The organism is Rhodococcus sp. H36-A4 (assembly GCF_027158005.1).
Taxonomy (GTDB): Bacteria; Actinomycetota; Actinomycetes; order Mycobacteriales; family Mycobacteriaceae; genus Rhodococcoides.
Genome location: NZ_JAPVLQ010000007.1, coordinates 42,037 through 63,779 on the forward strand (window position 1 = coordinate 42,037; position 21,743 = coordinate 63,779).

At 63.4% G+C, this 21,743-nt stretch carries 17 protein-coding genes; 8 read left to right on the forward strand and 9 right to left on the reverse strand.

Annotated elements, in window-relative coordinates:
* The first annotated feature begins 7 nt into the window (after positions 1 to 7).
* The 7 genes from O1W68_RS18830 to O1W68_RS18860 all read left to right on the forward strand — a co-directional run bounded on the left by O1W68_RS18830 (position 8) and on the right by O1W68_RS18860 (position 8,791).
* Positions 8 to 2,053 (forward strand): acetate--CoA ligase family protein, encoded by a 2,046-nt coding sequence (locus O1W68_RS18830; protein ID WP_269306161.1) that lies wholly within the window; start codon positions 8 to 10, stop codon positions 2,051 to 2,053.
* A gap of 54 nt (positions 2,054 to 2,107) precedes the next feature.
* The gene (locus O1W68_RS18835; RefSeq protein ID WP_136171585.1) at positions 2,108 to 2,914 is read left to right on the forward strand and encodes an SDR family oxidoreductase; all 807 of its coding nucleotides are present in this window, start codon (positions 2,108 to 2,110) and stop codon (positions 2,912 to 2,914) included.
* A 1-nt stretch (position 2,915) separates the two neighbouring features.
* Positions 2,916 to 4,496 (forward strand): thiamine pyrophosphate-binding protein, encoded by a 1,581-nt coding sequence (locus O1W68_RS18840; protein WP_269306165.1) that lies wholly within the window; start codon positions 2,916 to 2,918, stop codon positions 4,494 to 4,496.
* Positions 4,493 to 5,917, forward strand: a complete 1,425-nt coding sequence (locus O1W68_RS18845; RefSeq protein ID WP_269306167.1) for an aldehyde dehydrogenase family protein — start codon at positions 4,493 to 4,495, stop codon at positions 5,915 to 5,917. The genes O1W68_RS18840 and O1W68_RS18845 overlap by 4 nt, the downstream gene beginning before the upstream one ends.
* Positions 5,918 to 6,011: 94 nt before the next feature.
* A complete protein-coding gene (locus O1W68_RS18850; protein ID WP_136171587.1) occupies positions 6,012 to 7,169 on the forward strand; it encodes an acyl-CoA dehydrogenase family protein in 1,158 nt (385 codons plus the stop codon).
* Between the two features lie 4 nt (positions 7,170 to 7,173).
* Positions 7,174 to 8,145 carry a DMT family transporter gene (locus O1W68_RS18855; RefSeq protein ID WP_269306169.1) on the forward strand — a complete coding sequence of 324 codons (972 nt, stop codon included), beginning with the start codon at positions 7,174 to 7,176 and terminating at the stop codon, positions 8,143 to 8,145.
* Positions 8,146 to 8,176: 31 nt separating this feature from the next.
* On the forward strand, positions 8,177 to 8,791 hold the full coding sequence (locus O1W68_RS18860; RefSeq protein WP_269306170.1) for a TetR/AcrR family transcriptional regulator: 615 nt from the start codon (positions 8,177 to 8,179) through the stop codon (positions 8,789 to 8,791).
* A 182-nt stretch (positions 8,792 to 8,973) separates the two neighbouring features.
* On the opposite strand, the gene O1W68_RS18865 is transcribed toward O1W68_RS18860, so the two are convergent.
* Positions 8,974 to 9,456, reverse strand: coding sequence for a DUF4188 domain-containing protein (locus O1W68_RS18865; RefSeq protein ID WP_136171589.1), 483 nt, complete (start codon positions 9,454 to 9,456; stop codon positions 8,974 to 8,976).
* A gap of 108 nt (positions 9,457 to 9,564) precedes the next feature.
* Between O1W68_RS18865 and O1W68_RS18870 the strand changes: the two genes are divergently transcribed.
* A complete protein-coding gene (locus O1W68_RS18870; RefSeq protein WP_136171590.1) occupies positions 9,565 to 10,194 on the forward strand; it encodes a MerR family transcriptional regulator in 630 nt (209 codons plus the stop codon).
* A gap of 21 nt (positions 10,195 to 10,215) precedes the next feature.
* Here the strand turns inward: O1W68_RS18870 and O1W68_RS18875 are convergent, their stop codons facing one another.
* The 8 genes from O1W68_RS18875 to O1W68_RS18910 all read right to left on the reverse strand — a co-directional run bounded on the left by O1W68_RS18875 (position 10,216) and on the right by O1W68_RS18910 (position 21,638).
* Positions 10,216 to 11,049: an NmrA family NAD(P)-binding protein gene (locus O1W68_RS18875; RefSeq protein ID WP_269306171.1), complete on the reverse strand. Its 834-nt coding sequence runs from the start codon at positions 11,047 to 11,049 to the stop codon at positions 10,216 to 10,218.
* A 9-nt stretch (positions 11,050 to 11,058) separates the two neighbouring features.
* Positions 11,059 to 12,990, reverse strand: coding sequence for a hydantoinase B/oxoprolinase family protein (locus tag O1W68_RS18880; RefSeq protein ID WP_442972415.1), 1,932 nt, complete (start codon positions 12,988 to 12,990; stop codon positions 11,059 to 11,061).
* Positions 12,990 to 15,089 carry a hydantoinase/oxoprolinase family protein gene (locus O1W68_RS18885; protein ID WP_269306173.1) on the reverse strand — a complete coding sequence of 700 codons (2,100 nt, stop codon included), beginning with the start codon at positions 15,087 to 15,089 and terminating at the stop codon, positions 12,990 to 12,992. The genes O1W68_RS18880 and O1W68_RS18885 overlap by 1 nt, the downstream gene beginning before the upstream one ends.
* Before the next feature lie 271 nt (positions 15,090 to 15,360).
* A complete protein-coding gene (locus O1W68_RS18890; protein WP_269306175.1) occupies positions 15,361 to 16,035 on the reverse strand; it encodes an SRPBCC family protein in 675 nt (224 codons plus the stop codon).
* Positions 16,032 to 18,527 (reverse strand): aerobic carbon-monoxide dehydrogenase large subunit, encoded by a 2,496-nt coding sequence (gene cutA / locus O1W68_RS18895; RefSeq protein WP_269306177.1) that lies wholly within the window; start codon positions 18,525 to 18,527, stop codon positions 16,032 to 16,034. Before cutA ends, O1W68_RS18890 begins: the two co-directional genes overlap by 4 nt.
* Positions 18,524 to 19,162 carry a (2Fe-2S)-binding protein gene (locus tag O1W68_RS18900; RefSeq protein WP_269306179.1) on the reverse strand — a complete coding sequence of 213 codons (639 nt, stop codon included), beginning with the start codon at positions 19,160 to 19,162 and terminating at the stop codon, positions 18,524 to 18,526. The genes cutA and O1W68_RS18900 overlap by 4 nt, the downstream gene beginning before the upstream one ends.
* A 2-nt stretch (positions 19,163 to 19,164) precedes the next feature.
* Positions 19,165 to 20,082: an FAD binding domain-containing protein gene (locus O1W68_RS18905; RefSeq protein WP_269306180.1), complete on the reverse strand. Its 918-nt coding sequence runs from the start codon at positions 20,080 to 20,082 to the stop codon at positions 19,165 to 19,167.
* Between the two features lie 80 nt (positions 20,083 to 20,162).
* Positions 20,163 to 21,638 carry a uracil-xanthine permease family protein gene (locus O1W68_RS18910; RefSeq protein WP_269306182.1) on the reverse strand — a complete coding sequence of 492 codons (1,476 nt, stop codon included), beginning with the start codon at positions 21,636 to 21,638 and terminating at the stop codon, positions 20,163 to 20,165.
* Positions 21,639 to 21,743: the final 105 nt, after the last annotated feature.

Consider the following 21,743-nt stretch of genomic DNA (forward strand, 5'->3'; position numbering starts at 1 on the left):
CATCGCTATGGCTAACACCACGATCGTCGGCGCAAGCCTGCGCGTCTTCACCGATCCGGAGTCGGTTGCCGTCATCGGGGCGTCTGCGGATCTGTCGAAGTGGGGCTACTGGCTGGCCCGCGGCGCACTCAGAGGCCGCGATCGGCGCAGCGTGTATCTGATCAACCGCAGCGGCGCCGACATCCTCGGCGAGCGCAGCTACCGGAGCATCGCGGACCTACCAGCCGTGCCGGAACTGGTGGCGCTGTGCGTGCCACCGGCCACGGTGGGCGCAGTCGTCGACGAGGCATTGGCACTAGGAGTGCGCGGATTCCTCGGTATCACCGCCGGAGCACCCGGCGAGCAGGAGATCGGCGAGCGGATCACAGCAGCAGGCGCCCGGCTGGTCGGCATGAACAGCCTCGGCATCTTCGATGCTTCCACCACACTGCAGCTGGCCTGGGGTGAATTCACCCCAGGCTCCATCGCGATCATCTCGCAGAGCGGACAGCTCGGTTCGGAGATCGCGACGCTCGCAGACCGCGCCGGATTGGGTATTTCACGGTTCGTCTCCATCGGAAACCAGACCGACGTAATAGCGGCCGAGCTGCTCGAAGACCTGATCGGCGATGAGCGCACCAAAGTCGTTGCTCTCTATCTCGAAAGCTTCGCCGGCGGCCGGCAACTGATCTCGACGATCGCCCGACTACGCGCGGCCGGCAAGCACACGATCCTGTTGACCGTGGGTGCCAGCGCGGCCAGCACCCGGCTGGCTCGTTCGCACACCGGATCGATGACCTCCGCACTCGATGTCGTGGATGCGGCAGCGCGTGCCGCCGGCGCGGTGCGAGTGAACACCCCCACCGAGATCATTCAGGTGGCGCGACTGCTGATGTCGGCGCACCTACCCGCCGGCGGCCGTGTCGGCGTAGTCGGTGACAGCGGGGGACAGACCGGTATCGCGGCCGACGTTGCATCCATGGCCGGGTTGGAAGTTGCGGCGTTCAGCGAACCACTGGCGGGCGCCCTGACGGACATGCTGCCGGACGGTGCTGCGGTCAGCAATCCCGTCGATCTCGCCGGAGCCGGCGAGAAGGACTTGGCCACCTACGCCACCGTCGTCGAGCAGATGCTGGCATCGGAGGAAGTGGACTCGGTGCTGTTGACCGGCTACTTCGGCAGCTACGGCGTCGACACACCAACTCTTGCCGCCTGCGAAACCGGTTTGGTCGAGCGAATGGCGGCTTCGGCTCGCGCGGCAGGTAAGCCATTGCTGGTGCATTCGATGGTGGCAGAGGGCCCCGCGATCGAGGCGATGTGGGAACACGGTATCCCGGCCTACGCCAGTATCGAGGCTGCGGTGTCCTCCCTGTCCTCTGTTACCGCCCTGCAACGATCCGGTCGAGAGATGACCGTATCGGCGCCAGACCACACTCCGATCGGCCCGGGATATCCTGCGGCTCAATCGTTTCTGCGTCGAGCTGGGGTCGAGTTTCCTGGCAGTGGCCGCGTTCTCGTGGCCCAGGACATCGACCGAGCAGCCGCTGAGCTCACGGCTCCTTTCGTCCTCAAAGCCGCTTGGCTCGAGCACAAGAGCGAGGTCGGCGGCGTAGCGGTCGGTCTGCGAGACGTGACGCATGCCCGCGAAGCCTTTGCCCAGATGCACGGCACGCTCGGCGACGGCGAGTACATCCTCGAGGAGATGGACCGGCGCCCGGACGTCGTGGAAATCCTGCTGGGTGTACGCCGCGATCGTGACCTCGGACCTGTCGTGGTCGTCGGAGCTGGAGGCACCGAGGCGGAGGTTTACCGTGACGTCGCGATCGAGATGGCGCCCGTGGATCGCAGCACCGCCGCGGCGATGATCGAGCGACTCCATTGCCACGCACTGTTACTCGGTTGGCGCGGCAAGCCTGCGGTGGACATCTCCGGACTGACCGATCTTGTCGTGGCAGTCTCCGAACTTGCCGCCGCCCACTCGAGCATCTCGGAGATCGAGCTCAATCCGCTACGCGTAGGACCGAACGGCATCGTTGCGGTGGACGCACTGATCATCGAAGAACCCCCCTACTGAATCTCTTCAAAAGCCCAAATCTTCTCAGAAGCATTGACAAGCAAGGACATCGACATGACTGCACCAGATATTCGTAACGAGTTCGCCGGCCGCGTCGCCGTTATCACCGGCGGGGGATCGGGGATCGGCCGGGCCATCGCAGTACGCTACGCCGCAGCGGGAGGCACCGTAGCCGTAGTCGGGCGCCGCGAAGAGCCGTTGCTCGAGACCGTCCGCCTCGCCGAGGCTGCCGGAGGGAAAGGTGAAGCATTGACCTGCGACGTACGCGATGCCGCAGCGGTCGAGGCGTTGATCGACGGCGTCGTCGAACGGCACGGCCGCCTCGACGTGCTGGTCAACAATGCCGCTGGCAACTTCGTCGTGCCCGGTGAGAACCTGTCACCGGGCGGCTGGAAGGCGGTCATCGACATCGTCCTCAACGGCAGCTTCTACGGCACTCGCGCTGCCAGCAAGCACATGCTCGCCGCCGGCCGGGGCGCGATCCTCAACACCATCGCCACCTATGCGTGGCACGGACACCCTGGCACCGTGCACAGCGCCGCAGCAAAGGCTGGGGTGGTTGCGATGACGCGAACCTTGGCAGTGGAGTGGGCTGCGCGCGGTGTCCGGCTCAACTGCATCGCGCCGGGACCGACGGAGACCGAGGGCGCCGGCGCCGCGCTGTGGCCCGACGAGAAGGCCCGTGCCCGTGTACTTTCCAGCGTGCCGGCGGGCCGGTTCACCACACCCGAGGAGGTAGCGGAATCCGCGGCCTACCTGCTGTCCGACCGGGCCGCCTACGTCACCGGCGAAACCCTTGTGGTCGATGGCGGGCAGTGGCTGGGCAAGGCGATCTACACCGATCCTCGAAACGAGGCCTGAAATGGCAACTGACATGAACGGCGGCCAAGCGCTGGTTGCCGCGCTCGAAGCTCATGGCGTCCGGACGGTATTCGGTATTCCTGGTACCCACAACCTGCCGATCTATGGCGCGCTCGCGGAGTCGCAGATCACCCACGTGCTCACCCGGCACGAGCAGGGGGCCGGGTACGCGGCCGACGGTTACGCGCGCACGTCGGGCAAGCCGGGAGTGGCGATTACGACGTCCGGCCCGGCCATCCTCAACACCGCTGCCGCTGCAGCCCAGGCATACTCCGATTCCATTCCGGTGCTATTGATTTCGCCAGGACTACCCCTGCGGCACCCGAGCAATGGCAACGGCATCCTGCACGAGATCAAGAACCAGACCGGCGCAATGGATTCGATTGTGGGTCATAGCCAACGGGTGACAAGCGTCGCGGAGATCCCGCTCGCTGTCGCTCAATGTTTCGCCGCAATGACCTCTGGCCGACCACGACCGGCGTACTTGGAGATCCCTCTCGATATTCTCGACGAGGCGGCACCCGTGACCATCCTCGGCCCGATTGCTCAGTCCGCGGTGACTGCGCCCGTGGCTGCACTGGAGACGGCCCGCGCATTGTTGGCAGCGGCAGACTCGCCGTTGATCATCGCGGGCGGCGGGTCTTCTGGTGCGGCAACCCCATTGCGGGAGTTGGCGGAGCTGCTGGGAGCTCCGGTGCTGACCACCACCAATGGCAAAGGCGTACTGCCGGAAAGTCACGACCTCTCGCTCGGGGCTGGCGTGCATCTGCCGTCGGTCAAGGACCTGGTCACGGAGTCCGACGCGATACTCGCCGTCGGCACCGAGCTCGCGCCTTCGGACTTCTGGTACGGGCCGCTCGAGGCGGAGGGGAAGTTGATCCGTATCGATATCGACCAGACATCGTTGTGCACCAACGCGATTCCTGAGGTGGCACTGATCGGTGACGCGTCCGCGACTTTGCGCGCGCTCATCGACGGGTTGGTTCGCGAACCCGCTATGCAGCGTGCTGCGCAGTGGCGTATCAGGCTGCGGTCCGATTCAGAGGTCGAGGGCAAAAACTACCTGGGCATTCTCGCCGCACTCGACAAGGCGCTGGACGAGGACGCGATACTCGTCGGCGACTCCACCATGGCCTGCTACTACGGCGCCATGGCGAACCTGCCGTTGCACCGGCCGCGTTCCTTCCTCTACCCGACGGGTGTCGGCACTCTCGGCTACGGACTGCCCGCAGCGATCGGCGCAAAGATCGCGGCGGGTGACCGGCAAGTTGTGGCGATGCTCGGTGACGGCGGCGTGATGTTCACCATCGCCGAACTTGCCGCGGCCGCGGAACTCGCTGTGCCGCTGCCGATCATCGTGGTCGACAACGGCGGCTACGGCGAGATCCGCGACGAGATGATCGAACGATCCGACCCCGTCCACGCGGTGGGCTTGGCCGCCATCGACTTCCCTGCGCTGGCCCGCTCGATGGGTTGTCTGGGTGTCGGCCTGGAGTCCTCGGCCGACTTGACCGACGCGGTCACGAAAGCTTTCGCGGCCGATAGGCCCACCGTCATTCACATTCGCGAGGAGAAGTCATGACCGCACCGCAGAACTGGATGCGCGACACCGTATTGATAGGCGGGCGCTGGGAACCGCGCTCGACTACGACGGATGTGGAGAATCCTGCCACCGGTGAAATCGTCGGCCGGGCCGCGTCCGCCACCGTGGCAGACGTGAACCTTGCTGTCGCGGCCGCAGTCGCCGCGGGTGTGGGCTGGGGCCGGACCACCGGAAAGCAGCGCTCGGCGGCACTGGAAGAACTGGTGGCCGCACTACGTGATCGCCGGGACGAGTTGGTCGCAGCAACGATCGCAGAGGTCGGTGCGCCGATCACGGTGGCCGAGGAGGCCCACGTGGATTTGGCGATCGAGATCATCGAGTCCTTCGCCGTCATTGCACGGGACACCCCGCTACGTGAGCGAACCGGCAACTCGGTGCTGCTGCGTCGCCCGGCGGGGGTGGTCGCATGCATCACGCCGTGGAACTATCCGCTCTACCAGTTGGCGGCGAAGGTCGGTGCGGCCTTGGCAGCGGGGTGCACCACGGTGCTCAAACCCGCCGAGCTGACTCCGATCACCACGTACCTGTTCTGCGACGCGGTGCTCGAGACCTCGCTCCCCGCCGGGTTGGTGAACCTGCTGCCCGGCTCCGGAACCGTGCTCGGGCCTGCGCTGACCGAGCACCCCGATGTCGCAGTGGTGTCCTTCACCGGCTCCACCACGGTGGGCCGTCAGGTGGGCCGCTCAGCGGGCGAGCTGATCAAGCGGGCGTGCCTCGAACTCGGCGGGAAGTCCGCCTCGGTGCTGCTGGCCGACGCGGACTTCGAAGTCGCGGTACCCGCCACAGTGGACGCCGCGATGCTCAACAGCGGACAGACGTGCAGCGCGTGGACCAGGTTGTTGGTGCCGCAGGAGCGCTACGACGAGGCCGTGACGTTGGCCGCGATGCGTGCCGACGCGCTGGTGGTGGGGGATCCGACCGATCGCAGCACCGATCTCGGTCCGTTGGTCTCGCACAAGCAACGACTGTCGGTGCTGGCTGCGGTCGACGGCGCGATCGAGCGCGGCGCGCGGGTCGCGGCAGGCGGCTCGGATCCAATCCCCGGACTCGACGGGCATTACGTGCGCGCGACGGTTCTGTGCGGTATCGAACGCGGTGATCCGGTGACAACCGAGGAGATCTTCGGCCCGGTCCTGGTCGTCGAGGCCTACGAGGACGAGGACGACGCTATCGCGCTGGCGAATGCCACCGACTACGGGTTGGCCGGCGCGGTGTGGTCGGCGGATGCGGAAGCTGCACTGGAGATTGCGGCACGACTCGATACCGGGCAGGTCGATATCAACGGCGCGTTGTTCAACCCGCTGGCGCCGTTCGGTGGCTGGAAGCTCTCCGGTCTGGGCCGTGAGCTCGGTGTGATCGGCTTCGAGGAGTTCACGGAATGGACGTCGGTGCAGATGTGAACCATTGAATACGAGCAACTTTCGCGCATCTATTTACATTTCAGACACTTCGGTACATAGTTAACTGACCAGTCAATTAAGAAAGGCCATCAAGATGACCCTCACCGCGTTCGAGCCCTGGGCCCTCACCACCGAGCAGCGCGAGATCGTCAAGCTCTGCCGCGACTTCGCAGCGAAGGAGATCCGCCCCCGTGGCCGCGAGGTCGACGAGGCCGACACGGTCACACCCGTCGATATCTTCCAGAAGGCCGCGCAGGTCGGCATCACCGACTACATGATCCCGGAGGAGTTCGGCGGCGGCGGGTTCACCGACGTCTTCACTCAGTGCCTGGTCCAAGAGGAACTGTGCTTCGGTGATCCGGGTATCGGCAACTTCGTGTGCTCCAACGGCTTCTTCTCCGACCCGATCCTCGAGCTCGGCACCGATGAGCAGAAGGAAAAGTGGCTGCGTCCACTGACCGGCACTTCGCCCCTGCTGACGGCTCTCGCGACCACCGAGCCGGGATCAGGTTCGGACGCCGCATCCATGGTCACTTACGCCACCAAGGTCGACGGCGGATACAAGATCAAGGGCCAGAAGGTGTGGATCTCCAACGCCGGCGCGGCCAGTCAGTACGTAGTTTTCGCCAAGACGGACCGCAACGAGCGGTCCAAGGGGATTACCGCATTCCTGATCAAGAGCGACGTGGCGGGTCTGAGCTGGGGCGAGCCTATGAAGAAGATGGGCCAGCGCGCAATCGTCTGCCGCGAGCTGTTCTTCGACGACGTCTTCGTCCCCGACGAGGATCGACTCGGAGACGAAGGCCAAGGCTTCATCGGTCTGATGAAAACCTTCGATATCTCGCGCATCGTGCTCGGCGCAGCGGCCGTCGGCTCAGCGCGCGCGGCCTACGAGTTCGCACTCGACTACGCCCGTAACCGCACCCAGTTCGGCAAGCCGATCATCGAGCACCAGGCCGTCGCATTTCGGTTGGCAGACATGGCAAATCGCATCGAGTCCGCGCGCCTGCTGGTATTGCATGCAGCTCGTTCACTCGACGCCGGCCACGATTCGACAGGGCTGGCTGCAATGGCCAAACTGACGGCTTCGGAGATGGCCATGTTCGTCACCCACGCGGCGATCCAGACCCTCGGCGGTTGGGGCTACTCCCGCGAGTTCCCCGTCGAGCAGTGGATGCGCGACGTCAAGCTCGAAGAGCTCGAGGAAGGAACCTCGGACATCATGCGACTCGTGATCTCGCGGAAGCTCTAGCCACGTGTCACTGTCGACCAAACGCCCAGGCGCCGAAGCGAATCCGGCCACCCCGCCGCACGTCGCTGTCGCCTGGGCGTGCGGCGTCTTGTCGGCCGTAGTCTATGGACTCACACCGACGATTGCCGCACTCTCCTACGAAACCGGATTGACACCGACGATGCTCGTCGCGCTGCGCAGCATCTTCGGGGCAGCAGCGATCCTGCTGTTCGCCTGGGCCACCGGCCGGATTCGACGTACGTCGTGGCGGACACCAGCGAAGCTGATGCTGGTGTGCGGGCCCCTGTTCGGCTTTCAGCTCCTCTGTTATTTTGCGGCCGTTCAGTCCACCGGGGTGCAGGTCGCGGTCGTAGTGGTACACGTCTACCCGGTGTTCGTCCTCCTGATGGTGTGGCTGACCTACCGCCAGCGGCACAGCCCGCTGGTTATCGCGTTATGCCTCGTCATGATCGGGGGAATCGGGCTGGTCGGCTGGACCGGGGCGGCAGACGTCAAGCTGGCGGGCATCGGGCTCGCAGTGGCCAGCGCTTTGGGCTATGCCCTGTACCTAGTGCTCGGTGAGCGGTGGGTGCAAGAAGTGGGAGCCGTGGTCGCCGGCGGTCTGGTTACGGCGGGCGCTGGGCTGACCGCTGGGGCGGTCGCCTTGGTGACCTGGCAGAGCCTGGCGATCACATCGATGGGGTGGGTGTCGGTGATCCTGCAGGGGGTCTTCATGATTCCGGTCGGCATCGGCTGTGCGTTCTATGCGGTGCGCAGGCTCGGTGCGGTCTCGTTGAGCCTGCTGGGTTTGCTCGAGCCAATAGTGGGTGTGCTGGCTGCAAGCCTTGTCCTCGCAGAGTCCCTGATGCCTGGACAATGGGCCGGAATGGCGGTAATTCTGCTGGCGTGCGGGGTACTGCCGTGGGCGACCTCCACGAAAAGGCAGACGCGAACGCTTTCGTCCGCGAGTCACTCCACTGCTTGTCCGATACGGTAGCCAACAGTGATGAGAAGGAGTGGTGATCAACATGGCACGCCCGAGTGTCGAGGCCGAGCGTAGGCAGCAAATCCTGCAGGCCGCATGTGAAAGCATCGCGGAGTTGGGGTTCCGGGGCGTCCGGGTAGCCGATGTGGCGAAGGGAGCCGGCATAAGTAGTGGCACCGTCCACTATTACTTCGAGTCGAAAGACACGTTGCTACACGAAGCATTCGCGTTCAACTTCGAGAACTCGCTCCAGCGCCGCAAGTGGATCGGGGAGGGCAAAGAATCACCTCGTGCGCACCTGCACCACTTGGTGGAGTCTTACCTACCCGCTGGACCCGAGACCATCACAGCGTGGCGAGTGTGGGTGGAACTCTGGGCGGCAGCACTCGGCAGCGCGGAGCTACAAGCGCTCAACGACACCATCTACCAAACCTGGCGGGGAATTGTTCGTGCCACCGTAGACGATGCCGCAGCAGAGGGCGTCCTCAACCAGGCCGCCGACCCTGCCGACCTGACGGACATGCTTCTGAGCATGCTCGACGGCTTGGCAATTCAGGCCTTGAACAAGTCCACCCACGTCACGCAGGAACGCATGCTCGAACTATGTGACTCCTATATCGATTCGATCATGCTCGCCGCCGACCCCATCCGGACCTGAAGCCCTGGTAGGCAGCACAACGCGTTTCGTTGGAAGCGAGCAACGATCATCTGCGTCTTCGACCGCACGACGCCGGTCGTCCGCGCAGCCTCGAGGGAGGACTTCATGCTGGGTGCTGTGCCAGAAGGGTCCTACGTGATTGGTCGGTTTCGGAACCGAACTGCCACATCCGGAATCCCCATTCATGACCCCGCGATGCGTGCTCTCGCTGTCTCACTGCGCTTTCCTACTGCGACCGATCTGCCGGCTGCGGCTAGCCCCATGATGGGCATGTTCGAGTAGATCGACTCGTGCTGACCAGGGCTGACACGGTATGTCTCGTGGTAGACCCCGACGTCGCCGCCGGCGCCGACGCGTTTGTTGAACGCCTTCCATGCCGGTAGGTGTGGATCGTTCGGGTTTTTCGCAAATGCTTCGAGTTGGTCGAAGCTGCGCCAGTATTGCACCACGGTGATCGTGCGGCCCCCCAACGACATCCGAGCGCCCAGCAGGCCCTTGTCAGGGTGCTGTTGTAACTCTTGCAGCATTCGCGGCATGGCGAGGAATGGGCCGATCCACTTGTGGATCTTCCATAGCTTGTTGAGGCGTATGCCGATGAGGAAGACGACGAACTCACTTTCGACCACTGCGGTGTACCGGCCGGTCTGGACTCGACTTCGGATCATGTACGCATCCCTTCGTTGACGGCTCCGCAGTCGATTACACGGCACCGATAGCGTCTTTATCCATAATGGATAGTGCTACTATCGATAAATGATGTCAAGGGTACAGCGGTGAGGGTTTCCGAACTCAGCCAGCGCAGCGGGGTGTCCATTGCATCCATCAAGTACTACCTGCGTGAAGGTCTGCTGGTCGGTGGCGCGCAGACGGCGACCAACCAAGCTGTGTACAGCGAACATCACATCCGCCGACTGCGGTTGATTCGCTCCCTGATCGACATCGGGGGACTCTCGATCTCGCATGTGCGCGCAACACTGGCCGCAGTCGAAGATGACTCGACGTCGATCCACGACGCATTCGGGGCGGTCATGCATGGCCTCGACCAGCTCCCCGACGAAGACGAGCCGGTCGAGGTGAAGACTGCCTATGGTGAGGTGCAGACATGGCTCGCCGACAGGGATTGGAATATCGAGCCGAATGCTCCCGCGCCACACCGGCTGGCCGAACTTGTTGCCACACTGCGCAGATTCGACTTTCCGATAACGCTCACCGACTTCGATGCAGCAGCCGATACCGTCGAGCGGACCGCCAAGGCGCAAGTGGAATACGCCCGAGCCATGCCGGACCGCACGGCTGCCGTCGAGACGATGCTTCTCGGGACCGTGATACTCGAACGAGCCCTCGCCGAGATTCGACGCCTCGCGCTCGAAGCCGCCAGCTTCCGAATCGATAGGGACAAGTAGGCGCTTGCGTAACTGGGCGGTTCAGCGAACCAGGGCACGCACCGGTGTCGGGTCCCGTCCGAGCAAGGCCTTGGTTGCCATTCCGCCGGCCAGGAAGTCTCGATCGTCGTAGAACTCGAACATCGCCCCGAGCCGGGCCCGGCCATCGACGCCGAGGCTCTGCCCGTGGGCGTGCATCCATTGCTCGACATCGAGTTGTTCCACCGCCACCGACCGTGAGGTCATCTCCTCGACGAGTCGAACCATGTCGCCGACGCTCATTGCCTCGGGGCCGCCGAGTTCGTACGTGGCCCCATGATGCTCCTCGGCTGCCAACAAAATTCGGGCGGCAATCTCGGCGACGTCGCCGAGGCTTACGAAGGAAAACTTCGATTCGGTGCTGTACGGCACCACGAGATCGGTGGATTCTCCGGTGAGTATCGAATCGAAATTTTGGGTATAGGCGCAGGGCTGCAGGATGGTCCAACGCAGTGAATGACGTGAGGCGAATGCCCGCAGGTCGTCCTCGCATCGGGCTTTGTCCATATGGTGCGGCATCCGCGGACTGTAGGGCCACGCGACCGAGTGGTAGGCAACATGATCCACCCCTGCCTCACTCGCGGCCTCCAACGCTCGCCGTAGCGCGGCAGGTTCGTCCGGATGCAGATTGGGTGCGATGAAATACACCCCGGCGCAGCCGGTGAATGCTGCCTTCAGACCCTCGCCGGTGTCCAGATCGATCGGATGATCCGGCGCGGTGCGGCTCAACTGCCGGACCGTGGCCGGCCCGTCGAGGGCGGCGACCACGGCCTTTCCGGTCTTGCCTGTGGCACCGACGACTGCAATGTCGGTGCCACAGGCGGTTTCACTGTTCACGGGCGAACGTCAGCTGTCGAGGAAGTCGTACTTGGCGAACTTCGCACCGCCGGAGAGCCGTTCGTAACCGGGCCCCCGATCGAAGAAAGGCTCGTTGTCCGCGCGTGCGGCGCGCATCTCGGCGCGAAGCTTCTCCGACGCCGAAGCATCGGCTTGCGCCTCGCCCTCCGCAATGACCACACCGTAGTCAGCGGCCGCACTCTCACGAGAGACCTTGTTCCACAACACGTCACGCTCCACCTCGTCGAGGGGGCGCTCCAGCGGGTCGCCCCAGCCGCCGCCACCGGTGGTGCGAATCCGGAACGTCTCCCCGGCACGGATCGGCTCCGCGTCGGTGAGCGCGTCGAAGAGCCGTTCGTTGGGCTCACCCGGATTGATCACCACGGAGAACGGCGATCCGGCCTTGCCGCCCTTGACGCCCCAGCAGGCGAGGATGGAACGGTCGGCGATGGACATGAAGTGCGCATCCTTGAGCATGCGGATGTGCTTCTCGTACCCGAGGCCGCCACGGTAGCGTCCGGCTCCGCCCGAATCTTTTGCCAGACCGAGCTTTTCGACGATGAAGGGGAACCGGCTCTCGGTGAACTCGGTGGGCAGATTTCGCGAGTCCGGCACCACGTGAATGGTGTCCTCACCGTCCGCGTAGTAGCGACCGCCCGAGCCACCGCCGAGCACCTCACGCATGAGGTAGGACTGGCCTTCGAAGTCCTCACCGTAGACGCCGGTGTAGCGGATGGTCTCCTGGTCGGCGGGCATGTTGCCGTCGACGGCCTTCGCGATGGCACCGGTGAGCACGCCGAGCAGCCGCAGGATCACGAACGTGCGGGCGTTGGTGGGCGCCGGGAAGATCGGAGTGATCAGCGTGCCCGGCTCCGGGAACTTCATCTCGATCAGAGGGATGATGCCCTCGTTGACGTCGAGCTCGGCCATCCGCTCCGGGGTGTCGGCGAGACTGCGAAGCACCGGCGCCAGCCACTTCGCCAGGAAGTTGCCGTCGGCGTAATCGCCGCAGTGGTTGATCGGCCCCTTCGCCTGCGGTCCGGTGCCGGTGAAGTCGAGGATCAGCCGCTCGCCGCCCTCGTCCTCGGGCGCGGTCTTGGTCATCGTGATCCGCTGCACGTGCAGCATCGGCTCGTCGACGCCGTCGTGCTCGGCGTAGTCCTCCCAGGTGTACTCCCCAACAGGGATCTTGGACAGGATCTCGCGCCGATAGGTTTCGGTGCAGGCATCCATCGAAGCGTCGAAGCAGCCCTCGATGGTCTCGACGCCGTAGCGTTCGAACAGTTCCGTCAGCCTGCGCGCACCCATCAAACAGGCCGAGCACTCGGCGTCCAGGTCGGCGGCCAACGCGTCCGGCATCCGGGAGTTGCGGGTCATGATTCGCAGCGCCGCCTCGTTGGGCACGCCCTGGTCCCACAGCTTGATCGGCGGGACCATCAGCCCCTCCTCGTAGACCGAGGTGGCGCCGGACGGCATGGAGCCGGGGCAGCAGCCGCCGATGTCGTCGTGGTGGCCGAAGGCCTGCACGAACGCGACGACCGAGGGCTTGTCCGCCCCGGGCAGCGTCGCGAACACGGGCACCGTGACGCAAAGGTCGGGGAGGTGGCCGATGCCACCCTCTGAGAGGTAGACGTCGTTGTGGAAGAAGACGTCCCCGGGCTTCATCGTGTCGATCGGGAAGTCGCGGACCACGGGCTGCACGAGGGCGGAGTAGGAGCGGCCGGTGAGCTTGCGCATGTTCCGGTCGTAGATTCCCGCGCGGAAATCGTGCGCGTCGCGGATCATCGGCGAGCGGGAGGTTCGCGCAATGGCAGTCTCCACCTCCATTTCGACGCTCGCGAGATACCCGGCCACGATCTCGACGAGGACGGGGTCGGGCGCGGGTGCGTCGACGGGAGTCAATCGGTAGGGCTTGTTGTTAACCATGTCGATGACAGTCATCAGTGCGCTCCGTTCGAGTCGAGATTCCTGGTGATGCGGATGTTTCCGAAGTTGTCGATGTGAGCGGAGAATCCGGGATCCACCGGCACGGTGGAGCTGAACTCTTCGATGACGGCCGGTCCTTCGATGGAGTCACCGGCACCGAGCGCCGGGCGATCGTAAATCGCGGTCTCGTGCCAGCCGTCGAAGTAGGCCCGACGCGTTCCCGTTCGTGCGACTTCGGCGCCGCTTCCCTTGGCAATCTCGGACAACACCGGTCGCTTGATCGGGCCGATACCGCTGACCCGCAGGTTGACCCACTCGACGAACTGGCTCTTGTCGCTGCGGAAGTCGTAACCGTAGAGCTCGCGGTGCGCTTCGTGGAAGGCCTCCGCTGCTTGATCCATCGTCGACTGGGTGATGTCGCCGTCTACGATCGGCACGCGAACCTCGAAGGCCTGACCGAAGTAGCGCAGATCCGCGGTGCGTGCGTACTGGCGATCTTCGGGCGCGAAGCCCTCTCCTGCCAGTGCTGCATCGGCACGCTCGGCGAGAACTTCGAGTTCGGACTGCAAGTCCTCTGCACGGAGACGGTCGTGCCGACTGACGTGAGTCTGGACGTAATCGTTGCGCACATCGACGGTCAGCAGACCGAAGGCGGATACGTTACCTGGATTGAGCGGTACCAGAACATCTTTCAGTCCCAGGATGTCCATCAACCTGCAGGCGAGCAGTGAACCGGATCCACCGAACGTCACGAGGGTGAAGTCGCGTACATCGAGTCCGCGCTTGACGGAAATCTGACGAAGTGCGTTGGCCTGATTCCAGGCGGACACTTCGAGGATTCCGGTTCCGCAAGCCTCGATCTCCAGCGACAACTCTTGTGCCAGTTGTTCGATACCCTTCCTTGCCAGATCGGTATCGAGCGGGATCTCACCGCCGAGCAGGTGGGGAGGTATCCGGCCCAGGAGTACATGCGCATCGGTGATGGTCGGAGCGGAACCGCCGTTGCCGTAACACATCGGGCCTGGATCGGCACCGGCAGACTGCGGTCCGACGCGCAGGGTTCCCTCAGGAGTCATCCAGGCAATCGACCCGCCGCCGGCGCCGACGGTGACCACGTCGATCATCGGAATCTTGGACGGATAGTTTCCGACGCGTCCTTCGGTCGTCAAAGCAGGCTCGCCGTGGACCACTACGGTCACGTCGGTGGAGGTGCCGCCGCCATCGCAGGTGAGCACCTGATCGACGCCCGCTGCACTGGCCACCAACGCTGCACCGAGGGCGCCGGCTGCGGGCCCGGACAGAACAGTCGTGATCGGCTGATTGACAACCTCTTTGGCGGAGAGAACACCACCGTTGGACTTCATGACGTAGAACGGAACATCGCGGGCTTCACCCGACTCGGTGGCGAACTCACGCAGCCGGGTGGCGATGTTGTTGACGTAGTTGCGGATGTTCGGCTTCACGGCCGCATCCACCAATGTCGTAATGGACCGCTCGAACTCGCGGTACTCACGCAGAACTTCGGTCGAGATGCTGACCGTCGCCTCGGGGTATTCCTCGAGGAGGATGTCCCGCACGCGCTGTTCGTGATCAGGGTTGGCATAGGAGTGCACGAGGCACACACCGAGGGTCTTGACTCCCTCTGCCTTGAAGAACCGTGCAGCATCGCGAACATCGTCCTCGTTGAGCGGACGAATCTCGGTGCCATCGAAGTACAACCGGCCACGAATGGTGCGGACGCGATGGGCCGGGACGATACGTTCGGGTTTGACCCAGAAGTACGAGTTGCCGTAACCGTCGGGTACCGACTGGCGAGCAATTTCGAGCACATGCTCGTAGCCCTCGGTGGTGATGAACCCGAGGTTCTCGACCTTGCCTTCGAGCAGTTTGTTGGTGGCAACGGTGGTGCCGTGACTCACTGCGCTGAGCGAGTCGCCCGTGACCCCGAGTTGCTGCAGGACTTTGTCGATCCCAGCGAGGAATCCTTCGGCTGGATCTGCCGGAGTGGAGGGAGTCTTCGTGGTGGCCATTTCACCGGACTCTTCGTCCACTGCCACCACATCGGTGAATGTTCCACCGGTGTCGATCCCGACCCGAATCTTTCTTGGCTCCACGCTTCCTCCTTGATTGGGTTCGTAGGCAGCGCGACCGCCGATCGGGTCTGCGCATGCCTGACGTCTAGTGATATTGGACTCCTTCAGCGCGTCAGTATCTTTGTCACAAGGTGCCAAACTCGCTCGCTTCATTTGTGTTTCCCGACGCGAGGAGCGGGCGGGGGACTGGCACACATTGCGACGGCAATGCGAAAGGCCGCTCTCCCTGACGGGGAAGAGCGGCCTTTCGCAGTCGAGGTTGCGCTGGGAATCACTCCCCAGTAGTGGTGACCTACCGTTCTTTTCGAACCAGGATGCCGCCCACGAGAACACCGGCCAACGCGATGGCCGCCCCGGCCGCAGCGGCGATCAAGACACTCTGCGCCGACGCACCTGCCGGCGCCGGACCTGCGCCGACACGCTGCGCACCAGCACCGATCGGTAGAGCAACACCGCCGGTGGCTGCCTCCGGCGCGGTACCGTCTGCAGCGGCCACTGCCGTAGCGGCAGGAGTCGCCTCTGGAATCCCGTTGGCGATGACGCCATCGAGTCCGTTGAAGAACACACCCGCCATCTTCTTGGCGACACCGGTGATCATCCGCTGACCGACGCCACCGACCATGCCGCCGACGACGGCATCGGCGTCGTAGCTCAGGAGCGTGCCGCCACTTTCGGTCGGCTCCAACCTGATGGTGACGTCGGCGCGCACCGTGCCCGGCGCTCCTGCCCCGGAAGCGGTCATCACGAAGGACTCGGGTCGGTTCTGCTGCGAGAGCCTGACCTCACCGTCGTACGTGCCCTTGATCGCAGCCACACCGGCAATCAACGAGAGCTTGTAGTGGTCGTCGCTCAATTGATCGAGTGACTGCACTCCGGGAATCGTCGCCGCCAGCACTCGGCCGTCCTGCATGCTGTCGTACACCTCCGCCGGAGGTGCTGTCAGCTTCGCGGTGCCTGCGATTCTCATGAGTTCTCCTTGGGTGATTCATCTTCCGACTCGGCACTTGCGTGTGAGAGTCGGAGCTCGAACAGGTCGGATGGGGAAATGGGCATCGAGGTGATCGGTATGCCCTCGGCGTCTTCGATAGCTGCTGCAATGACGGCGGTGGTCGGGATGACTCCGGCTTCACCGGCGCCCTTCATGCCCAGCGGGTTGAGTCCGGACGGGGTGACGGTGTGGTCGATCTCGATCGAATCGGGGACCTCGGTCACGAACGGCAACAGGAAGTCCATGAACGACGCGTTGAGCAACTGCCCGTGCTCGTCGTAGACGATCTTCTCGTAGAGCGCCCCGCCGATTCCCTGCGCGACGCCGCCGTGGATCTGGCCTTCGACGATCCTCGGGTTGATCACGTTGCCGCAGTCGTGAACGACGGCGTAACGCTCCACGTGGATCTCTGCCGTCACGGGGTCGGTTGCCACGATGGCAGCGTGAATACCGGACGCGAACGTCGACCGCGGCGGAGAGTAGTAACCGGTGGCCTCCAACCCCGGCTGCTCGCCCTCCGGGATCGGCGGAATCGTCATGTCGGTGTCCGCCACGTTGGCAAACTGTGTTGCAAGCCGGGACTCCGCATCGAAAGCGTACCGAAGCGGATTCGACAGTACGGCAACAATTCCAAGAGTAATGGACGTGCCCTTGGCGCCGGGTTCGGTACCGATTTTGCAGACGTGTCCACCGCGTAGCTCGAGGTCGAGTGGATCGATCTCGAGTGCATTGCCGGCGACCTTCTTCGCTTTCTCCGCCACCATCTGGGCTGCAACGTGGAAGGCCGAGCCTGCCATGACTGCACCACGAGATGCGAAAGTTCCAACGGCATAACCGAATCGACGGGTATCGCCGGTCACGATCTCGATGTCGGACATGTCCACGCCCAAGTCGTCGGCGACGATCTGGGCGAAGGTCGTCTGGTGGCCCTGTCCCTGGGTGGTCAACCCGGTCGCGCCCTTGATCTTGCCCGAGGTTTCGATGAGGACGTGTGCACCCTCGTAAGGTCCTGGTCCGGTGCCCTCCACATAGGCGCCGACACCGATTCCGACACTCCGACCCTCCGCCGCAGCCTGTTTCTTGTAGGCGGGGAAGTCGTCCCAGTTGATGAGGGCTTTCAGTTTGTCGATACCGGCCTGGTAGTTGCCCGTGTCGTAGATCAGCGGACGGCCGTCCTGGAACATCAGACCGAAGTCGTAGGGCATTTCCTCGGGCCTGATGATGTTCTTCTCGCGAACCTCGATCCGGTCCTTACCGAGATACTTGGCGATCGCATCCATCGACCGCTCCATCGCGAAGACGCCTTGCGGTCGACCTGCACCGCGATACGGGATGACGATCACAGTGTTGGTGTAGAGCGAATAACCATTGACGCGAAAGGACACCGGCTTGTATGGGCCGAGCACCTGCGTCGCAGTATTGATGAGAACGATGATCCCGTACGGCAGGTAGGCGCCGTTGTCGTGCCAGAGCGTGAAGTCGAATGCGAGCATGCGGCCGTCGTCGTCGAATCCGACCGTGACTTCCTGCACCTGACCGCGTTCGTGGGCGCTCGAAATGAAGTGTTCGCGGCGGTCTTCCACCCATTTGACTTCGTTCGAGATGCCGGCCTTGCCGAGTTGGCGGGCGGCCCAGGTCACCATGACTTCCTCGGGCCAGGGATGCATGATCTTGACGCCGAAGCCGCCGCCGACGTCGGGGGCGATGCAGTGCACCTTGTTCATGGCCATGCCGAGTCGAGCAGCGACAGCAGCGCGGACCGAGGTCGAGGTTTGCGTCGACGACCAGAAGGTCAGGGTTTCCTCGTCACTGTCCCACCGTGCGTAGACGCCTTTGCCCTCCATCGGCATCGACGCCGATCGCTCTACCTCGAGGTTCAGCGTGATCCGGTGCGGCGCGCGCGCCAATTCTGCATCGATGTCACCGAAACCGTGGTGTAGGTGCGCGGCGACGTTATCCGGCACATCGGCGTGGACCTGTCGGTCGGCGCGGCGAGCGGTATCGATCCCCACCACCGGGTCGAGGATTTCGTAGGTCACGTCGATACTGGCGCACGCATCCTCGGCGACATACCGGTTGCGCGCCACCACCATGACGATCGCTTCGCCGACATGATTGACCTCGTCTTTGGCCAACGGAAAACCGTTGCGAGGAGCAATAATTGCGGGGTGGGGGATAAGCAGCGGTAGGCCCTCTGCCATCGCCTCGGAATCCTCGGCCAAATCCTCGTACGTGTAGACCGCGTGGACGCCCGGCATATCGAGCGCCGCATCGACGTCGATGTCGGTGATGCGTGCGTGGGCATGCGGCGATCGAACGAATGCGGCGATCAACGCCCCATGGCCCAGATCGTCGAGATACCTACCCTCTCCGCTGAGCAGTCGGGTGTCCTCCGAACGTGCCAGCGGCTGACCGAACAGGGGGGCGGTGCTGTTGGACGTCTTGGCTGCGGTCTTGCTTGCGACGCTCATGCTCTTCCTGCCCGTCCGCCGACAGGATTGGTCTTGCCCCGTACTTTGCCTTCGAGCGCGGCCCGGCTCGACTCGTCGTCTTTGCCGAGGGGGAACTCACCCGCTCGCTCGCGCTTGATCTCGGCAGCACGCAATACCGATGCCTTGATGTTCTGGTAACCGGTACACCGGCAGATGTTGCCGGCAATCGCCTCGGTGGCTTCCTCCTGTGTCGGAGAGTCGTTCTCTTCGAGGAAAGCTGCGATGGTGGTGACGAATCCGGGGGTACAGAAACCGCACTGGAGTCCATGACAATCCATGAATGCTTGCTGCACAGGGTGCAAGGTACCATCCGGTTCCACGAGGCCCTCGACCGTTGTCACGGTGTGGCCCTCGAGGCTGGCAGCGAGCATCAAGCAGGCACGAACGGGCTTGCCGTCCAACAAGATCGTGCATGCACCACACACTCCGTGTTCGCACCCCACGTGTGTCCCGGTCTGCTTCAAATTGTGACGGATTGCGTCCGAGGCGATGGTGCGTGCAGGAACGAGGATCGTGTGCTTTGTGGCATTGAGGGTGAACGTCACTTCTACGTGTTGTTCACCGGTCTCGGCCATCAGATCGGAAAGCTGCTGTTCGACGTCTTTGGTTGTCATCGTTATTTCTCTCCGGCATCGACACGGCGGGTCGACTGCCTGGTTGCCAAGGGAAGTGCTGCATCGCGTGCGGCCGCCATGACTACTCGTGCCGTCAGTGCCGCAACGAGCTGTGATCGATACCGCGCAGTTGCATGAATATCTGCCTCGGTTTCGACGCGCTTACGCGCTGCCTCGGACAAGACGTTCCACAAGGGATCTCGGTCGTCGGAGACGGAAGCTCCCCCGATGACGTCGGAATAGTCGATGACTTCGCCGAATTCACCGGCAGAGACGTAAGTGACGCGGGCGTTCGTCACTACGCCGTCCTCGACCTCGACGCGTGCTGCGACGCCGACGAGCGCGTAATCGCCATGCCGACGGGCGATTTCGTCGATCGCTGTGCCAACGCCCCTTCGGGCCGCCGGCACGGTTGCACTGATCGCGATCTCGTCCGGTTCGAGGGAAGATTCCAACGGGCCCAGAAACAGATCACGCGCGGCGATATCGCGACGGCCCCGCACCGACTGCACGGTCACCGAGCCGTCGAGCAGCAGCAGTACCGCAGGAACTTCCGCCGACGGGTCTGCGTGGACGATCGAGCCGACGGTGGTTCCGCGGTTCCTGATCGTCGCGTGAGCCACCAACTGCAGCGTGCGGTTGAGCAGCGGCTGCACGTCGTTGGCTCCGAGATCCGAAGCCAACGACGCATGCGTTGCAAGCGCCTGGAAAGTGACGCCCGATTCTGCCGACGCGGTGATGGAGTCGAGTTGATCGATCCCGGTGATGTCGACGAGATTTCCTGGCGCTGCCAAGCGCATCGACAGCATCGGAATGAGCGATTGCCCGCCTGCCAGGACCTTGCCATCGACCCCCGCAAGGACCTCGCACGCTTCCTCGATCGACCGGGGTCGATGATATTTCAGTGGCGAAGGTTTCATAGTCCGATCCTGCCTGCCCGTGCTCATAAGTGTTTCGTCGAAAAGTGACAAAGGCCACTGGCTGATGTGGCAATCGCTTACTAGCGCACCGGATCGAGGGTGTCGACCTCTCCGTTGTCGCCAGCATCTCTATTGTGTCGTGGTCCCATGGCGTCCCCGAGTTTGCGCTGGTCAGGGTCGGTGTCGTCAGGGCTCGCGGTATATCCGGGCCTCATGTGCTGGGGAGCGATGCGCGCGCACAGGTGGTACAGAGCGATCACGACGATCGTGCCCAGCGAGATCCCGGTCAGGGAGAACGTGTCGGTGAAGACGAGGGCCGTGTCACCGATGGCAAGAATCAGGCCGGCCGCGACGGGCATCATGTTCAATGGGTTGCCGAAGTCGACACCGTTTTCTTTCCAGATCTTCGCGCCGAGGAGACCGATCATTCCGTAGAGCACAACGGTGATTCCGCCCAGCACTCCGCCTGGTGTCGCTGAAATTATGGCACCGAACTTCGGCGAGAATCCCAGGATCATCGCGATGATGCCGGCCGCGGTGTAGGCGGCAGTGGAGTACACCTTGGTTGCTGCCATGACACCGATATTCTCGGCGTAGGTGGTCGTAGGCGAGCCTCCGACGGCGCTGGCCATGACGGTGGCAATGCCATCGGCTGCCAGTGCGCGGCCCATCATTGGGTCGAGATCGTCGCCGGTCATCTCTGCTACGGCTTTGACGTGCCCGGCGTTTTCCGCGATGAGTGCGATGACACCCGGGAGCACGAGGATGATGAACGCCAGACTGAACGAGGGGGCGTGGATACCGACAATTCCGTTGGCCTCATCGGAGAACGGCGGTAGGCCGAACCACTGGGAGGACTCGACGCCTGCCCAGCTGACGCGGAAGTGTTCGGTCACCTCGCCTGCGGTGGCGTCGTACGAGGTGATCGGTCCCAGTGCGAGGTCGAGAATCCAGGACAGTGCGTATCCGAATATCAGCGACAGCAGAATGGCGATGCGTCCGAGGAACCCCCGGAGTGCAACGCTCATGACGATCAGTACGAACATCACGATCAGTGCGACCCACTGGTCCTGTGGCCAGTAGAGACTCGCTACCACCGGTGCGAGGTTGAATCCGATCAACATCACCACCGCGCCTGTGACGACCGGGGGCAGTATCTTGACCACCACGCCGCCGCCCATGAAGTGAATAGCGACACCGATGACCGCCAACACCAACCCGGACACCAGGATTGCGCCGGTGACCTCCGCTGATGTTCCGCCCTGTGCTCGAATCGCGGCGACACCGCCGACGAAGACCGCCGAGGTTCCCAGATAGCTGGGGATTCTTCCCTTGACGACCAGCAGGAAGAAAATCGTGCAGAACCCCGACATGAGAATGGCGAGTTGGGGATTGAGGCCCATGATGATCGGGAAGACGAAAGTTGCCCCGAACATGGAGACGACGTGTTGTCCTCCGAGGCTGACAGTTCGCCCCCAGTTCAACCGCTCGTTCGGTGCGACGACTTCGCCCGGAAGGATATTCTTTCCGTCCCCGTGAATCTTCCAGATCGGCATTGTGAAGCCTTTCTATTTCGTTGTAGTCGCAGCGGTTTCACGAATTGCGGTTCATTCCTATATCGCTATAGAAAATGAACGGTATTGCTGTCTTGCGGAACCACC

Coding starts and splice junctions, on each gene's coding strand:
- O1W68_RS18830 (WP_269306161.1), top strand. CDS start 8: ATGGCTAACACCACGATCGTCGGCGCAAGCCTGCGCGTCTTCACCGAT.
- O1W68_RS18905 (WP_269306180.1), bottom strand. CDS start 20,082: ATGAAACCTTCGCCACTGAAATATCATCGACCCCGGTCGATCGAGGAA.
- O1W68_RS18910 (WP_269306182.1), bottom strand. CDS start 21,638: ATGCCGATCTGGAAGATTCACGGGGACGGAAAGAATATCCTTCCGGGC.
- O1W68_RS18845 (WP_269306167.1), top strand. CDS start 4,493: ATGACCGCACCGCAGAACTGGATGCGCGACACCGTATTGATAGGCGGG.
- O1W68_RS18865 (WP_136171589.1), bottom strand. CDS start 9,456: ATGATCCGAAGTCGAGTCCAGACCGGCCGGTACACCGCAGTGGTCGAA.
- cutA (WP_269306177.1), bottom strand. CDS start 18,527: ATGAGCGTCGCAAGCAAGACCGCAGCCAAGACGTCCAACAGCACCGCC.
- O1W68_RS18900 (WP_269306179.1), bottom strand. CDS start 19,162: ATGACAACCAAAGACGTCGAACAGCAGCTTTCCGATCTGATGGCCGAG.
- O1W68_RS18840 (WP_269306165.1), top strand. CDS start 2,916: ATGGCAACTGACATGAACGGCGGCCAAGCGCTGGTTGCCGCGCTCGAA.
- O1W68_RS18850 (WP_136171587.1), top strand. CDS start 6,012: ATGACCCTCACCGCGTTCGAGCCCTGGGCCCTCACCACCGAGCAGCGC.
- O1W68_RS18890 (WP_269306175.1), bottom strand. CDS start 16,035: ATGAGAATCGCAGGCACCGCGAAGCTGACAGCACCTCCGGCGGAGGTG.
- O1W68_RS18880 (WP_442972415.1), bottom strand. CDS start 12,990: ATGACTGTCATCGACATGGTTAACAACAAGCCCTACCGATTGACTCCC.
- O1W68_RS18860 (WP_269306170.1), top strand. CDS start 8,177: ATGGCACGCCCGAGTGTCGAGGCCGAGCGTAGGCAGCAAATCCTGCAG.
- O1W68_RS18835 (WP_136171585.1), top strand. CDS start 2,108: ATGACTGCACCAGATATTCGTAACGAGTTCGCCGGCCGCGTCGCCGTT.